This window comes from Pseudomonas palleroniana (genome assembly GCF_003031675.1).
Taxonomy (GTDB): Bacteria; Pseudomonadota; Gammaproteobacteria; order Pseudomonadales; family Pseudomonadaceae; genus Aquipseudomonas; species Aquipseudomonas palleroniana.
Window position 1 is genome coordinate 64,216 of record NZ_PYWX01000001.1, and the last position, 16,230, is coordinate 80,445.

Below are 16,230 nucleotides of genomic sequence, written 5' to 3' on the forward strand. Positions count from 1 at the left end.
CCGACACAAGTTCTGCCCAAGCGCTTGCTTGGGTGGCGGTCACAGCCTAAATTGCCGCCCAAGACGTTAGTAGAAATAAAGGAGAGCAGCATGGATGAGCACAAAGCCCAGCGGGTGATGCGCACCATGGTCGATGGCGGCCAATTGACCGACCCCGACAGCGCCCGGGGCAAATTGCTGCAAACCGCGGCTCACCTGTTTCGCAACAAGGGCTTTGAACGCACCACGGTGCGTGACTTGGCCGGTGCCGTGGGCATTCAGTCCGGCAGCATCTTTCATCACTTCAAGAGCAAGGACGAGATTCTGCGTGCGGTGATGGAGGAAACCATTCACTACAACACCGCGATGATGCGTGCTTCCCTCGAGGAGGCGAGCAACGTGCGCGAACGGGTGCTGGCGCTGATCCGCTGCGAATTGCAGTCGATCATGGGCGGCAGTGGCGAGGCCATGGCGGTGCTGGTCTACGAATGGCGCTCACTGTCGGCCGAAGGCCAGGCCCGGGTATTGGCGCTGCGCGATGTGTACGAAGATATCTGGCTGCAAGTGCTGGAGGAGGCGAAGGCCGCCGGGTACATCAAGGGGGATGTGTTTATTACGCGGCGCTTCCTGACCGGTGCCTTGTCCTGGACCACCACCTGGTTTCGTGCCCAGGGCAGCCTGACACTTGAGCAATTGGCTGACGAAGCCCTGCTGATGGTGCTGAAGTCCGATTGAGGCGCAAGCTGTTAATTTGGCGACGAAAGTTGTCTCGCCTGAGAAAAACGCCTAGCTTACTGATATCAGAGTTTAAACGGTGTGTGCCTTGATGTTATCGCCATGGCGGCTGGCTGCAGGACTTACATTATGGGCCGTGGGCACCGGAGGCTGGATGCCGGCTTCTGCTGCGCAACTGGTGAGGATCGGTGCCGCGCATTTTCCGCCCTACACCGTGCGTCCCGAACAAGGGGCCGACACCGGGATACTGCCGCAATTGGTCGAAGCCCTGAATACGTTGCAAAGCGACTACCAGTTTGTACTGGTGCCGACCTCGATCCCCCGGCGTTTCAGGGACTTCGAGCAGGGCCGGGTCGATATGGCGATCTTCGAAAACCCTGCTTGGGGTTGGAAGGATATTCCTCACACCAGTGTCGACATGGGCCTGGAGGATGCGGAAATTTTCGTCGCCCAGCGTGAGCCCGAGCGCGACCAGCGTTATTTCGCCGACCTGACCGGCAAGCGCCTCGCGGTGTTCAGCGGTTATCACTACGCCTTCGCCAACTTCAACGCCGACCCCAAATACCTGGCCGAACACTTCAACGCCACGCTGACCTATTCCCATGACAGCAACCTGCTGATGGTCGTGCGCGGGCGTGCCGATATCGCGCTGGTGACGCGTTCGTACCTGAGTGACTTCATGGTGCGCAATGCGGACATGGCGGGGAAATTCCTGGTCTCGGAGCGCATCGACCAGGTGTATCACCACTACGCCTTGCTGCGGCCGAAAGCGCCGATCACCGGGGAGGCGTTCGCCGCGTTGCTCAAGCATTTGCGCGATAACGGCCAGATGCTGAAGATTTTCGAGCCGTATCGCATCGATGTGATGCCGGTGCCCTGAACCTACACCCGCCGCGCAAACGTATCGCTGTGGCTGCCCGACACCTTGCGGCAATGCACCAGCGCATCCCGGATCATGAAGTTCACCAGGGTCGGCGATACGCCCAGCTCCTTGGCGATGTCCTTTTGCGGCACGCCGTGCAGGCGGTACATCTCGAACGCATAGCGGGTGCGCTGGGGCAACTCCGTCAGGGCGTCGGCGATGTTTTCCAGGGTGTTGAAATTAATGTGCGAGGTTTCCGGTGATGCACCGTGAATCACCACATTCAGACCTTCCTCTTCCGGTCCCGAATACTTGAGTTCCAGCGCCTGCTTGCGGTAGTGGTCGATCGCCAGGTTGCGCACGATCTGGAACAGATAACTCAGTTGGGCCTTGAACGATGAAGTGATCGTCGGCGCTGACTGCAAGCGGAAGAAGGCGTCTTGCACGACGTCTTCAGCGCGGGAGCGACAGCCGGTAATTCTGGCCGCAATCTTCACCAGGATCAGTCGATTGTCGACGAATGCCTGGAGAAGCGGTGAGTCGCACCTGCCTGTGGATACTGGTTCCGTCATGGAAATTCACCTTGTCGCAAAAGAGGTTAGGGGAGGGCGTCCGTGCTGAAGCCTCCTACACATCGGGCAACAAATTATGCTTAATGATAATTATTGTCAAATGAGAGAAAGAACTAATCCTATGCCTTTCTGCAAGGTGTGAACCGCGTCTCGCGCGTCCCGGGCGACTAATTATTTGCCGGCTCCGTCCGTTCTCATGGGTGACAGGTCCGTTAGCGAAACGGCCAAGGATCAGCACCCGCAGGAGGGCGAGATGGGTTTTTACCGTGCAAACAGCGTGTTTCAGTGGGGAGTTCTCAAACCATGAGCACATCCACCCGACTGCGCCTGTTCTGCCTGCCCCATTCGGGCGCCAGCGCCTCGGTGTACACGCGCTGGCGCCGTGCCTTGCCGGACTGGTTGCAAGTGTGTCCGCTGGAATTGCCGGGGCGCGGCACGCGTATGGACGAGCCGTTGCAGCGCGATATCAAGGCATTGGCGGCCCAGCTTGCCGATGAAATCAGCCGCCACCTGGACGGTCCCTACGTGCTGTTCGGTCATAGCCTCGGTGGCCTGCTGGCTTTTGAGTTGGCCCATGCGCTAAGCCTGCGCGATGTGCCCGCGCCACTGGCGCTGTTCGCCTCCGGCACCGCTGGCCCGGCCCGTCGCGATGTCAGTGAATACGCCATCGAAAAGACCGACGAACAATTGCTCGCCCGCCTGCGTGAACTACAGGGCACCGCCGAAGAGGCCCTGGCCAACCCTGAATTGATGCAGTTGATGCTGCCGATCCTGCGCGCCGATTTCCTGCTGTGCGGCAGCTTCAAGTATGGCGAGCGCGAGCCGCTGGGCATGCCCATCCATGTGTTCGGCGGCAAGCAAGACAGCGTGCGTGCCGACCAGTTGCTGGACTGGCAGATCGATGCCGCCAGTGGCTTCTCCCTGGACATGTTCGACGGTCATCACTTCTTTCTCGTGCAGCACGAAAGCGCCGTGCTGCGCTGCCTGCGTCGTTATGCCGATGAGCACCTGAGCCGTTGGCGCACTGGCACGACGCGGCAGCGAATCGCCGGCTGAACGCTTTCCAATTTTCGATTTTCCCGTAAGCCGATTTCAGGCAGGAACCCCATGATGGACGCCTTCGAACTTCCCCGCACCCTGGTCCAGTCCCTTCAACGTCGCGCCGCGCAGACCCCGGACCAGGTCGCCCTGCGCTTCCTCGCCGAATCCGCCGAGCACAACGTAGTGCTCAGTTACCGTGACCTGGACCAACGTGCCCGCACCATCGCCGCCGCCTTGCAAGCCAATGCGGCACTGGGTGAACGTGCGGTGCTGTTGTTCCCCAGCGGCCCGGATTACGTCGCGGCGTTCTTCGGTTGCCTGTACGCCGGGGTGATCGCGGTGCCGGCCTACCCGCCGGAGTCCACGCGACGGCATCATCAGGAACGCTTGCTGTCGATCATCAAGGATGCCGAGCCGCGCCTGCTGCTGACCATCGCCAGCCTCGCCGATGGCCTGGCCCGGATCGAGAATGCGCCGCCGGTGTTGAGCGTCGACAACCTGGATAGCGCGGTCGCCGACGGCTGGATCGAACCCGAACTGCAGGCTGACGACATCGCCTTCCTGCAATACACCTCCGGCTCCACGGCGTTGCCCAAGGGCGTGCAAGTCAGCCACGGAAACCTGGTGGCCAACGAAGTGCTGATCCGGCGCGGGTTTGGTATCGACCTGAACCCGGATGACGTGATTGTCAGCTGGCTGCCGCTGTACCACGACATGGGCCTGATCGGTGGGCTGCTGCAACCGATTTTCAGCGGCGTGCCCTGTGTATTGATGGCGCCGGCCTATTTCCTCGGGCGGCCATTGCGCTGGCTGGAAGCGATCAGCGAATACGGCGGCACCATCAGTGGCGGGCCGGATTTCGCCTATCGACTGTGCAGCGAGCGGGTCAGCGAGTCAGCCCTGGAACGCCTGGATTTGAGCCGCTGGCGCGTGGCGTACTCGGGTTCCGAGCCGATCCGCCTCGACACCTTGGAGCGCTTTGCCGAGAAGTTCGCGGCGTGCGGTTTCTCTTCAAACCATTTCTTTGCCTCTTACGGCTTGGCCGAGGCGACCTTGTTTGTCGCCGGCGGCACGCGAGGGCAGGGCATCCCGGCCATGCGCATGGACGAACAGGCCCTGGCCGCCAACCGCGCTGAGCCAGGGCATGGCAGTGCGATCATGAGTTGCGGCACCAGCCAACCGGAACATGCGGTGCTGATCGCTGACCCGCACACGCTCAAGGCGTTAGCCGATAACCACGTCGGCGAACTCTGGGCCACCGGGCCGAGCATCGCCCACGGTTACTGGCGCAACCCCGAAGCCACCGCCAAGACGTTTGTGCAACAGGCCGGCCGTACCTGGCTGCGCACCGGTGACCTGGGCTTCATTCGCGACGGCGAGGTGTACATCACCGGCCGGCTCAAGGATCTGCTGATCGTTCGCGGCCACAACCTGTATCCCCAGGACATCGAGCAAACCCTCGAGCGCGAAGTGCAAGGCATACGCAAGGGCCGGGTCGCTGCATTTGCGGTACAGCATCAGGGCCTGGAGGGTATCGGCATCGCCGCTGAAATCAGCCGCAGCGTGCAGAAAATCCTGGCGCCCGAGGCGCTGATCAAGGCCATCCGCCAAGCCGTGGCCGAGGCCTGCCAGGAAGCCCCGAGCGTGGTGCTGCTGCTCAACCCCGGCGCCTTGCCAAAGACCTCCAGCGGCAAGCTGCAGCGTGCGGCGTGCGCGCTTCGCCACGCCGATGGCAGCCTCGACAGCTATGCGCAGTTCCCCGAGGTGCAAGCCAAGGCCAGTGATGCGGCGCTGGAGTCGCCGTTGCAACAGCAGATCGCAGCGATCTGGTGCGAGCAGTTGCAGGTCGATACGGTCGCGGCGGATGATCATTTCTTTCTGCTCGGCGGCAACTCCATTACCGCTACCCAGGTGGTGGCGCGCTTGCGTGAAGCGCTGGGCCTGGAACTGAACCTGCGCCTGCTGTTCGAGGCGCCGACCCTGTCGGCGTTTGCCGCCGACGTAGCGCAATTGCAACAGGACGGTGGCGTTGCCCAAGGCGCGATTCACCCCCTGTCACGTCAGGACGAGTTGCCCCAATCGCTGGCGCAAAACCGCCTGTGGATCACCTGGCAGTTGGACCCTCACAGCAGCGCCTACACCATTCCCGGCGGGCTGCGCTTGCGTGGCGAGCTGGATGAAGACGCGGTGCGCAGCAGTTTTGCGCAATTGGTCCAGCGCCACGAAGCCCTGCGTACACGCTTTTACGAGCGTGACGGCCAGGCGTTCCAGCGTGTCGACAAAAGCCCCGAGTTCGACCTGCAACGGATCGACCTCAGCGACCTGCCGGTTGCCGAGCGTGAATCCCGTGCCGAACAGATCCGTGAAGACCTGGCGTGCGCGCCGTTCGACCTGGAGAAAGGCCCGCTGCTGCGGGTGACCCTGGTGCGCCTGGACGATGAAGATCACCACTTGCTGGTGACCTTGCACCACATCATCGCCGACGGTTGGTCACTGAACATCCTGATCGACGAATTCTCCCGCTTGTATGCCGCCGCCACTCAGGGCCAACCCCTTGAGCTACCGCCGCTGGCCCTGCAATACGCCGACTACGGCAGTTGGCAGCGCCAATGGTTGGCCGAGGGCGAAGGCCGGCGGCAACTGGCGTACTGGCGGGCGCAGTTGGGCGAGGAGCACCCGGCCCTGAGCCTGGCCACCGACCATCCGCGCTCCGCGCAGCAGCGTCACAGCGCCTTGCGCCATAGCGTGCGCCTGAGCGCGGGCCTCAGCGAAGCGATTCGCCAGACCGCCCAGGCCCATGAATCGACGCCGTTCATGCTGTTGCTGGCGGCGTTCCAAAGCCTGTTGCACCGCTACAGCGGCCAGCGCGATATCCGTATCGGTGTGCCGAATGCCAACCGCCCGCGCCAGGAAACCCAGGGCTTGATCGGCTTTTTCATCAACACCCTGGTGCTGCGCGCCGAGCTGGAGGGGCGCCTGCCGTTCGATCAGCTGTTGGCCGCCACTCGCGACACGGTGCTGGGAGCCCAGGCCCATCAGGATCTGCCCTTCGAGCAACTGCTCGAAGCCTTCCCGCAAGCCCGTGAGCAAGGGCTGTTTCAAGTGATGTTCAACCATCAGCAACGTGACCTGAGCGCTTTGCGCCGCTTGCCGGGGATGTTGGCCGATGAGTTGCCGTGGCACAGTCGCGAAGCCAAGTTCGACCTGCAATTGCATAGCGAAGAAGACCGCAATGGGCGCCTGAGCCTGTCGTTCGACTACGCCGATGAGCTGTTCGAAAGCCGCACCGTCCAGCGCTTGGCCGAGCACTTCATCAACCTGCTGCACGCCGTCTGCGAGCAACCGCAGCAGGCCATCGGCGAGCTGACGCTGATGCACACCAACGAGCAGGCTCCCTGGAGTGAGGCGCCGTGCGCGCCGGCCACCCGCTGGCTGCCCGAGTTGTTCAGCCAGCAGGCTTCGGACAATACCGCGCTGGTCTGGCAGGACGGCAGCCTGAGCTTCGCCCAACTGCACAACCAGGCCAACCGCCTGGCGCATTACCTGCGTGACAAAGGCGTTGGCCCGGATGTGTGCGTGGCCATCGCCGCCGAGCGTTCGCCGCAGTTGCTGATCGGCCTGTTGGCGATCATCAAGGCGGGCGGCGCCTCTGTGCCGCTGGACCCGGATTACCCCGCCGAGCGCCTGGCCTACATGCTCAACGACAGCGGCGTCGAACTGCTACTGACCCAGACCGCCTTGCTCGAGCGACTCCCGGCGGCCGACGGCGTGTGCGTAATCGCCATGGACAGCCTGCACCTCGACAGCTGGCCGAGCCAGGCGCCGGGCTTGCACCTCAACGGCGACAACCTCGCCTATGTGATCTACACCTCCGGCTCTACCGGCCAGCCCAAGGGCGTGGGCAATACCCATGCGGCCCTGGCCGAGCGCTTGCAGTGGATGCAGGCCACCTATTGCCTGGATGAAACCGACGTGCTGATGCAAAAGGCGCCGATCAGTTTCGACGTGTCGGTGTGGGAGTGCTTCTGGCCGCTGATCACCGGTTGTCGGCTGGTACTGGCCGGCCCCTGCGAACATCGCGACCCGCAGCGCATCGCACAATTAGTACAAGAGCACGGCGTGACCACGCTGCACTTTGTGCCGGCGCTGTTGCAGCTGTTTATCGACGAGCCCCTGGCGCGTGAATGCACCAGCCTGCGTCGCGTGTTTTCCGGGGGCGAGGCGTTGCCTGCCGAACTGCGCAACCGCGTGCTGACGCAATTGCCCGCCGTGGAGTTGCACAACCGCTATGGCCCGACCGAAACCGCGATCAACGTCACCCACTGGCACTGCCATGTGGCAGACGGCGAGCGCTCGCCGATCGGCCGACCCTTGGGCAACGTGATCTGCCGCGTGTTGGACGAGCAATTCAACGCCGTGCCATTGGGTGTGCCGGGTGAGTTGTGCATCGGTGGTATCGGCCTGGCGCGGGGTTACCTCGGCCGCGCCGGGTTGACGGCTGAGCGTTTTGTCGCAGACCAGCACGGCACCCGCCTGTATCGCACCGGTGACCGCGCCCGCTGGAGCGCCGACGGTGTGCTGGAATACCTGGGGCGTCTTGATCAACAGGTCAAGCTGCGCGGTTTCCGTGTGGAGCCTGAAGAAATCGAAGCGCGCCTGCTGGCCCAAGAGGGCATTGCCCAGGCGGTGGTGCTGGTGCGTGAGGCCAAGCTGATCGGTTACTACACCGCCCCGGCCGGGTTGGACGAGCAGGCCGTGAAAACCGCCCTGGCCGCCGAACTGCCGGAATACATGGTGCCTGCGCTGCTGATGCGCCTGGATGCCCTGCCGCTGAGCCCCAGCGGTAAAGTCGACCGACGTGCGCTGCCGGAGCCGGTGTGGCAGCTGCGTGAACACATCGAACCCGAGACCCCGTTGCAGCAGCAGATTGCAGCGATCTGGCGCGAGGTGCTGGGCCTGCCCCGTGTCGGCCTGCGCGATGACTTTTTCGCCCTCGGCGGGCATTCGTTGCTGGCCACGCAAATCATTTCCCGCACCCGCCAGGCGTGTGACGTCGAACTGCCGCTGCGCACCTTGTTCGAAGCCAGCGAGTTGGGCGCTTTCGCCGAGCAGGTCGGGCTGATCCAGGCGGCGGGCCATCGCAACCAGCAAGCCCCCATCGCCCGGGTCGACCGCAGCGTGCCGGTGCCGTTGTCCTATTCCCAGCAACGCATGTGGTTCCTCTGGCAGATGGAACCGGACAGCCCGGCCTACAACGTCGGCGGCATGGCGCGCCTGCGCGGTGTGCTGGATGTGGGGCGTTTCGAGGCGGCGTTGCAAGCCCTGATCATGCGCCATGAAACCCTGCGCACCACCTTCCCGAGTGTCGATGGCGTGGCGTATCAGAAGGTCTCGCGCCAGACCGGCCTGCGCATGGACTGGCGGGATTTCTCGGCACTCGCTCCAGCCGATTGCCAGCAACGCCTGCAACACCTGGCCGAGCATGAAGCCCACACGCCCTTCAACCTGGAAACCGGGCCGTTGCTGCGTGCATGCCTGGTCAAGGCCGGTGAGCAGGAACACTACCTGGTGCTGACCCTGCACCACATCGTCACCGAAGGCTGGGCCATGGACATCTTCGCCCGTGAACTCAGCGCGCTCTATGAAGCCTTCATCGACGAGCGCGATTCGCCGCTGGCGCCGTTGCCGGTGCAATACCTGGACTACAGCGTCTGGCAGCGCCAGTGGCTGGAGTCCGGTGAGCGCCAGCGTCAACTGGATTACTGGACGGCGCAACTGGGCCATGAGCACCCCTTGCTCGAACTGCCTGCCGACCGTCCACGGCCACCGGTGCAAAGCCACCAGGGCGAGTTGTACCGCTTCGACCTGAGCGATGCGTTGGCCGCTCGCGTGCGTGCCTTCAATGCCGAGCGCGGCCTGACCCTGTTCATGACCATGACCGCCACCCTGGCCGTGCTGCTTTACCGCTACAGCGGCCAGACCGACCTGCGCATCGGCGCGCCGGTGGCCAACCGTATCCGCCCGGAAAGCGAAGGGCTGATCGGTGCGTTCCTCAACACCCAAGTCTTGCGTTGCCAACTCGACGGGCAAATGCGTGTCGGCGAGTTGTTCGAGCAAGTGCGCCATACGGTGATCGAGGGCCAGTCTCACCAGGACCTGCCGTTCGACCATCTGGTGGAAGCCCTGCAACCTACGCGTAGCGCGGCGTACAACCCGTTGTTCCAGGTGATGTGCAACGTGCAGCGCTGGGAGTTCCAGCAAAGCCGCCAACTGGCCGGCATGACCGTCGAGTACCTGGCCAACGATGCCCGCGCCACCAAGTTTGACTTGAACCTGGAAGTCACCGACCTCGACCAGCGCCTGGGTTGCTGCCTGACCTATAGCACCGACCTGTTCGACGAGCCGCGTATCGCGCGCATGGCCGAGCATTGGCGCAACCTGCTGGAAGCCTTGATCGGCGATCCGCAACAACGCCTCAGCGAACTGCCGCTGCTCAGCGCTGCTGAGCAACGTGCATTGCAGCACAGCCTGGGCGTTGCGGCGGGTGAACATCGTCTCGACCAGTGCCTGCACACGCTGTTCAGCCAGCAAGCGGCGAAACGGGGCGATGCGCCCGCGTTGACCTTTGCCGAGGTGACCCTCAGCTACCGCGAGCTGGACGAACGCGCCAATCGCCTGGCCTGGATGCTGCGCGAGCGCGGTGTCGGACCACAGGTGCGCGTGGGCCTGGCGCTGCCGCGCTCGCTGGAAATGGTCATCGGCCTGCTGGCGATCCTCAAGGCCGGCGGCGCCTATGTGCCGCTGGACCCGGAATACCCGCTCGACCGTTTGCACTACATGATCGAAGACAGCGGCATTGGCCTGTTGCTCAGCGATGCGGCGATGTTCGAAGCCCTTGGCGAGTTGCCGGCCACGCTGGCGTGCTGGTGCCTGGAAGAGGACCTGCCGGTACTGGCCAACTATCCGGCGACCGAGCCGCCATTGCTCAACCTGCCACAGCATCAGGCGTACCTGATCTACACCTCCGGCTCCACCGGCAAGCCCAAAGGCGTGGTGGTGTGCCATGGTGAAATCGCCATGCATTGCCAGGCGGTGATCGAGCGTTTCGGGATGCGTGCGGATGACTGTGAGCTGCACTTCTATTCGATCAACTTCGACGCCGCCACCGAGCGTCTGCTGGTGCCGCTGCTCAGCGGTGCACAGGTGGTGTTGCGCGCCCAGGGCCAGTGGGACGCCGAGGAAATCTGTGCGCTGATCCGCACCCATCGCATCAACATCCTGGGCTTCACGCCGAGTTACGGCAGCCAGTTGGCGCAATGGTTGGCCACCCAGCAGCAGACCTTGCCGGTGCGCATGTGCATCACCGGCGGCGAGGCGCTCACTGGCGAGCACTTGCAGCGCATTCGGGCGGCCTTCCAGCCGCAGGTGTTCTTCAACGCCTATGGCCCGACCGAAACCGTGGTGATGCCGCTGGCCAGCCTGGCGCCGCAGCAGTTGGAGGCGGGCGCCGGCAGTGTGCCGATCGGCAGCATCATCGGTGACCGCCTGGCGTACATTCTCGACGCCGACCTGGCCCTGGTGCCGCAAGGTGCGACGGGCGAGTTGTACGTCGGCGGTGCCGGCCTGGCCCTGGGGTACCACCAGCGCGCGGGCATGACGGCGGAGCGGTTTGTGGCCGATCCGTTTGCTGGCCGTGGTGGCCGCCTGTATCGCACGGGTGACCTGGTACGCCAACGCGCCGATGGCGAGGTGGAGTATCTGGGGCGTATCGACCATCAGGTCAAGGTGCGCGGCTTTCGCATCGAGCTGGGCGAGATCGAAACCCGCCTGCTGGAACACGAGGCCGTGCGCGAAGCCGTGGTGCTGGCGCTGGATTCGCCGAGCGGCAAGCAACTGGTGGCGTATCTGGCCAGCGACGCCGAGCACGCCAGCTTGCGCGACGCGCTCAAGGCTCACCTCAAGGCGCAATTGCCGGACTACATGGTGCCCGCGCACCTGATCGTGCTCGACAGCATGCCGTTGACCGCCAACGGCAAGCTCGACCGTCGGGCCTTGCCGCAACCGGACCCGGAGGCCAACCGCCAACAGTATGTCGCGCCGCGCAGCGAGCTGGAGCAAACCCTGGCGGCGATCTGGTGCGCGGTATTGAACGTGCAACAGGTCGGGCTGGACGATAACTTCTTCGAGCTGGGCGGCGATTCGATCCTGTCGATCCAGGTGGTCAGCCGTGCGCGGCAGGCGGGCATTCATTTCAGCCCTCGCGACCTGTTCCAGCATCAGACGGTCCGCACCCTGGCCGCCATCGCCACGCGTTCGCAGCAAGTCAAGGCGGAGCAGGGCGTCTTGACCGGCAGTTCCGGGCTCACGCCGATCCAGCACTGGTTCTTCGATACCGATATCCCCAATCGCCAGCACTGGAACCAGGCGTTGTTGCTTGCGCCGCAGCAATTGCTCGATCCGCACCGCCTGGAGCAAGCGCTGTTGGCGGTACTGGAACACCACGATGCCCTGCGCCTGAGCTTCACCGAGCGCGATGCCCAATGGCACGCCGAGCACTTGGCGGTGCCCGAAGGCGGCGTACTGATGCAGGCGCACGTGCGTGATAGGGACCAATGCACGGCGCTGTTCACCGACACCCAGCGCAGCCTCGACCTGGCCCATGGGCCGCTGCTGCGTGCCTTGCTGGTGGATGGTCCGCAAGGTCAACAGCGCCTGCTGATCGCGATTCACCACCTGGTGGTGGATGGCGTGTCGTGGCGCGTCGTGCTTGAAGACCTGCAAACGGTCTATCGCCAACTGAGCGATGGCCAGTCCGTCAGCCTGCCGGCCAAGACCAGTGCGCTAAGGGATTGGGCGGCACGCCTGCAAGCGTATGCCGGCAGCGAATCGTTGCGTGAAGAACTGGGCACCTGGCAGGCCCGGCTGGCAGGCCCGGAGGTGGCGTTGCCGGTGGATCGTGCACACGGCTCGCTGCGTAATCGCGATGCCGAGACCGTCAGTGTGCGCCTGGATGCCGAGCACACGCTTCAATTGCTGCAACAGGCCCCGAGCGCCTACCGCACCCAGGTCAACGACCTGTTGCTGACCGCCCTGGCCCGCGTGCTGTGCCGCTGGAGCGGCCACGCCTCGGCGCTGATCCAGCTGGAGGGCCACGGCCGCGAAAGCCTGTTCGATGAGATCGACCTGACCCGCAGTGTCGGTTGGTTCACCAGTGCCTATCCGTTGCGCCTGACGCCACTTGAGGAGCCGGGTGCTTCAATCAAGGCCATCAAAGAGCAACTGCGCGGTGTGCCGCACAAAGGTCTGGGTTACGGCGTGCTGCGCTACCTGGCGGACGACCTGTGCAAGCAGGCCATGGCTGCGCTGCCGAGCGCCGAGATCACCTTCAACTACCTCGGCCAGTTCGACCAGAGCTTTGGTGCCGATGCACTGTTCCACCCGCTGGACGAGTCGGCAGGTGTTGCCCATGACCCGGACGCGCCGCTGCCCAACCTGTTGAGCGTCGACAGCCAGGTGTATGGTGGGGAACTGGTGCTGCGCTGGACCTTCAGCCGCGAGCGTCACGACCGCCAGACCATCCGCGAATTGGCCGAAGGCTACCTGGCCGAATTGCAAAGCCTGATCGCGCACTGCCTCAAGGACGATGCCGGCGGCCTCACGCCGTCCGACTTCCCCCTGGCACACCTGACCCAGGCGCAACTGGATGGCTTGCCGGTGCCGGCCAACGCCATCGAGGATGTCTACCCGCTGACGCCGATGCAGGAGGGCCTGTTGCTGCACACCCTGCTGGAGCCGGGCACCGGTCTCTACTACATGCAGGACCGCTACCGTATCAACAGCGCGCTGGACCCGCAGCGTTTTGCCCAGGCCTGGCAGGCGGTGATCGCCCGTCACGAAGCCTTGCGTGCGTCGTTCTGCTGGAATGTCGGCGAAGACATGCTGCAAGTGATCCACAAGCCGGGCAGCACACCGATTGAATACCTGGACTGGAGCCACGATGCCGAAGAGCAACAGGAGCCGCGCCTGCAAGCCTTGCTCAAGGCCGAACGCGAAGCCGGTTTCGATCTGCTCAACCAGGCGCCGTTCCACCTGCGCCTGATCCGCGTGGGTGAGGCGCGCTACTGGTTCATGATGAGCAACCATCACATCCTCATCGATGCCTGGTGCCGTTCGCTGTTGATGAATGACTTCTTCGAGATCTATACGGCCTTGGGCGAGCACCGCGACGCGCAACTGGCGACGCCACCGCGCTACCGCGACTACATTGCCTGGCTGCAACGCCAGAATCTCAATGAGGCGCGCCAGTGGTGGCAACAGAATCTGCAGGGGTTCGAACGCACCACGCCGATCCCCAGCGACCGCCCCTTCCTGCGTGAACACGCGGGCCACAGCGGCGGCATGGTGGTCGGCGATTGCTACACCCGCCTGGAGACTCGCGACGGCGCGCAATTGCGCGAACTGGCCCAGGCCCACCAACTCACCGTCAATACCTTCGCCCAGGCGGCATGGGCCTTGGTGTTGCGGCGCCTGAGCGGCGAGCGTGACGTGCTGTTCGGCGTCACCGTGGCCGGCCGCCCGGTGGATATGCCGCAGATGCAACGCACCGTCGGCCTGTTCATCAACAGCATCGCGTTGCGCGTGAAACTGCCCGAGGACGACCAGCCTTGCAGCGTGCGCCAGTGGTTGAGCGGCCTGCTCGACAGCAACATGCAACTGCGTGAGTACGAGTACTTGCCGCTGGTGACGATCCAGGAATACAGCGAGCTGCCCAAGGGCCAGCCGCTGTTCGACAGCCTGTTCGTGTTCGAAAACGCCCCGGTGGAAGTCTCGGTGCTCGATCATGCGCAAAGCCTGAACGCCACGTCGGACTCCGGTCGCACCCACACCAACTTCCCGCTGACCGCTGTGTGCTACCCCGGCGATGACCTCGGTTTGCACCTGTCCTATGACCAGCGTTATTTCGATGAAACCACCGTGCAAGGCATGCTCGGCGAGTTCAAGCGCCTGCTGCTGGCGCTGGTGCAGGGCTTCCATGGCGACATGGCCGAGTTGCCCCTGATCGGCGCGCAAGAGCGCGAGTTCCTGGTGGAAGGCTGCAACCAGAGCGAGCAGGCTTACCCGCTGGAGCGCAGCTATATCGAACTGTTTGAAGAACAGGTGGCTGCTTATCCCCAACGCATTGTCGCCAGTTGCCTGGCGCAGCGCTGGACCTATGCCGAGTTGAACCGTCGCGGCAATGGCTTGGGGCACGCGCTGATCGCGGCGGGTGTCGGCCTGGATCAACCGGTGGCGTTGCTGGCCGAACGCAGCCTCGACCTGCTGGGCATGATCATCGGCAGCTTCAAGGCCGGTGCCGGTTACCTGCCGCTGGACCCCGGGCTGCCGGGCCAGCGTCTGCGCAGCATTATCGACTTGAGCCGCACACCGCTGCTGGTGTGCACCGAGGCGTGTCGCGAACTGGCCATCGAACTGCTGGAGGGCACCGATTGCGCGTTGCTGGTATGGGAGGACGTACCGGGCCGTGGAGAAAACCCAGGCGTCTACAGCGGCCCGGACAACCTCGCGTATGTGATCTACACCTCAGGTTCCACAGGCCTGCCCAAAGGCGTGATGGTCGAACAGCGCGGCATGCTCAATAACCAGTTGAGCAAGGTGCCGTACCTGCAACTGAGTGAGGCGGACGTGATCGCCCAGACTGCCTCGCAAAGCTTTGATATTTCCGTGTGGCAGTTCCTCACCGCGCCGCTTTTTGGCGCACGGGTGGACATCGTGCCGAACGCGCTGGCCCATGATCCGCAAGGTTTGCTGGAGCATGTCCAGGCGCAAGGCATCACGGTGTTGGAGAGCGTGCCGTCACTGATCCAGGGCATGCTCGCCCAGGATCGCATCAGCCTCGACGGCCTGCGCTGGATGCTGCCGACCGGCGAAGCGATGCCACCGGAGCTCGCGCACCAGTGGTTGCAGCGTTATCCCGAGATTGCGCTGGTGAACGCCTATGGCCCGGCGGAGTGTTCGGATGACGTAGCGTTTTTCCGCGTCGACCTGGCGTCGACCCGTGGCACCTATCTACCGATAGGCACGCCGACCGACAACAATCGTTTGTACCTGCTGGATGGTGCACTGGAGTTGGTGCCGCAGGGCGCGGTCGGTGAGTTGTGCGTGGCGGGTACGGGGGTCGGGCGCGGTTATGTCAGCGATCCGCTGCGTACGGCCCCGGTATTTGTGCCGAACCCGTTCGGCGCACCGGGCGAGCGGCTGTACCGCACCGGCGACCTGGCGCGCCGTCGCAGTGACGGTGTGCTGGAGTACGTCGGGCGTATCGACCATCAAGTGAAAATTCGCGGCTACCGCATCGAACTGGGTGAAATCGAAGCCCGCCTGCATGAGCAACCCGAAGTGCGCGACGCGGCCGTCGGCGTGCAGGAGGGCGTCAACGGCAAGCATCTGGTCGGCTATCTGGTGGCGGCTGACGAAAGCCTCAACCCCAGCGAACGCTTGGACCGCATCAAGCAGCGCCTGCGCGCCGAACTGCCGGAATACATGGTGCCGCTGCACTGGCTCTGGCTCGACCGCCTGCCGCTCAACGCCAACGGTAAACTCGACCGCAAGGCCCTGCCGGCGCTGGACATCGGCCAGTTGCACAGCCAGGACTACCTGGCACCGCGCAACGCACTGGAAACGACCCTGGCCGGGATTTGGGCCGAGGTCCTCAAGGTTGAGCGGGTGGGGGTGCAGGACAACTTCTTCGAACTGGGCGGGCATTCATTGCTGGCCACGCAGATTGCCTCGCGGGTGCAGAAGACCTTGCAGCGCGATGTGCCGCTGCGGGCGATGTTCGAGTGCAGCACGGTGGCGGAGTTGGCTGAGTATATCGACGGGTTGGCGGCCAATGAGATCAGTGCCGAGAAGGTGGATCGGTTGAGTGATCTGATGGCAGAGTTGGAGGGGCTTTAATCTTCATCGCCTGGACTGACGCCATCGGGGGCAAGCCCCCTCCCACATTTTGAAGGTATTCACAACTCAAAGTGTGGGAGGGGGCTT

General features: G+C 63.8%; 5 protein-coding genes. 4 read left to right on the top strand and 1 reads right to left on the bottom strand.

Features of this window, described 5'->3' with window-relative positions; translation table 11 throughout:
* Positions 1–90 precede the first annotated feature (90 nt).
* Together C9383_RS00330 and C9383_RS00335 are read left to right on the top strand one after the other, a co-directional pair.
* Positions 91–714, top strand: coding sequence for a TetR/AcrR family transcriptional regulator (locus tag C9383_RS00330; protein ID WP_090369560.1), 624 nt, complete (start codon positions 91–93; stop codon positions 712–714).
* A 91-nt stretch (positions 715–805) separates the two neighbouring features.
* Positions 806–1,594 (top strand): substrate-binding periplasmic protein, encoded by a 789-nt coding sequence (locus C9383_RS00335; RefSeq protein WP_090369562.1) that lies wholly within the window; start codon positions 806–808, stop codon positions 1,592–1,594.
* Between the two features lie 2 nt (positions 1,595–1,596).
* On the opposite strand, the gene C9383_RS00340 is transcribed toward C9383_RS00335, so the two are convergent.
* Positions 1,597–2,148 (bottom strand): RNA polymerase factor sigma-70, encoded by a 552-nt coding sequence (locus tag C9383_RS00340; RefSeq protein WP_060755994.1) that lies wholly within the window; start codon positions 2,146–2,148, stop codon positions 1,597–1,599.
* A 303-nt stretch (positions 2,149–2,451) separates the two neighbouring features.
* Between C9383_RS00340 and C9383_RS00345 the strand changes: the two genes are divergently transcribed.
* Both C9383_RS00345 and C9383_RS00350 read left to right on the top strand, forming a co-directional pair.
* Positions 2,452–3,204: a thioesterase II family protein gene (locus C9383_RS00345; protein WP_090369564.1), complete on the top strand. Its 753-nt coding sequence runs from the start codon at positions 2,452–2,454 to the stop codon at positions 3,202–3,204.
* Between the two features lie 51 nt (positions 3,205–3,255).
* Positions 3,256–16,143 carry a non-ribosomal peptide synthetase gene (locus tag C9383_RS00350; protein ID WP_090369566.1) on the top strand — a complete coding sequence of 4,296 codons (12,888 nt, stop codon included), beginning with the start codon at positions 3,256–3,258 and terminating at the stop codon, positions 16,141–16,143.
* Positions 16,144–16,230: the final 87 nt, after the last annotated feature.

Excerpts from the sequence above, each read along its gene's own strand:
- C9383_RS00330 (WP_090369560.1), top strand. The coding sequence starts at position 91 with ATGGATGAGCACAAAGCCCAGCGGGTGATGCGCACCATGGTCGATGGC.
- C9383_RS00335 (WP_090369562.1), top strand. The coding sequence starts at position 806 with ATGTTATCGCCATGGCGGCTGGCTGCAGGACTTACATTATGGGCCGTG.
- C9383_RS00340 (WP_060755994.1), bottom strand. The coding sequence starts at position 2,148 with ATGACGGAACCAGTATCCACAGGCAGGTGCGACTCACCGCTTCTCCAG.
- C9383_RS00345 (WP_090369564.1), top strand. The coding sequence starts at position 2,452 with ATGAGCACATCCACCCGACTGCGCCTGTTCTGCCTGCCCCATTCGGGC.
- C9383_RS00350 (WP_090369566.1), top strand. The coding sequence starts at position 3,256 with ATGATGGACGCCTTCGAACTTCCCCGCACCCTGGTCCAGTCCCTTCAA.